1 protein-coding gene is annotated in these 702 nt (G+C 47.0%); it reads left to right on the forward strand.

Going from position 1 to position 702, the window contains the following annotated elements; all coding sequences use genetic code 11:
* Nucleotides 1-142: 142 nt before the first annotated feature.
* On the forward strand, nt 143-702 hold a 560-nt coding region (locus ACTHUR_RS14225), incomplete at its 3' end, for a type IV pilus assembly protein FimV (protein WP_440399204.1).

Raw genomic sequence — 702 nt, forward strand, 5'->3', positions numbered from 1 at the left:
GGTTAAAAATATATCATGACGTAATATCTAGTAAATATATGGTTGAATGCGGGCACATTGGTTAGTACCATAATTTTCGAACAGGGGATCCGTTTTGAAAAAACATCACAATATTAAATTAATTACAGCTTCTATCGCTTTAATGACATCGCTCAGTGCCTCTGCGGGTTTGGGGGGCTTGAATGTTCAATCTCATTTGGGTGAGCCTTTTACAGGCAGTATCACTGTGACTGGTGAGGAAGCTCAGGCTCTGCTCAATGGCGGTAAGGCCACTATTTCAAATGGCAATTTGCGCGCGGCGGTACGCAAATCAGGCGATAAGGCAGTCGTTACTATCCGCTCTTCTCAAGCCATCAAAGATCCTGTTTTGGTTTTCCAAGTAGGTATCGGCGCGCAATCGCGTGAATACACCGCCATTATCGATCCGGCCGGATATGATTCTAAAGATGCTGCATCTGTTCGTACCCGTCCGGCCACTGAATCTCAATCCTCCGAGCCGACACGTAATGTCCAACAGCCTGCAACGAAAAATAATAAAGCAGCAGGTAATCAGGCCACTCAGGTGCGTAAGGATGTGCAGCGTAAGGCTGAGAAAAAACAAGTTCAGACGGCCTCTGCTAAAAACGACACTGCCTCACGTTTAGGCAGACAGCATTTGGTGCGTATGGGTGAAACCCTGATGGCCATTGCGTCGAGCATCCG

The organism is Neisseria sp. P0021.S007 (genome assembly GCF_051956855.1).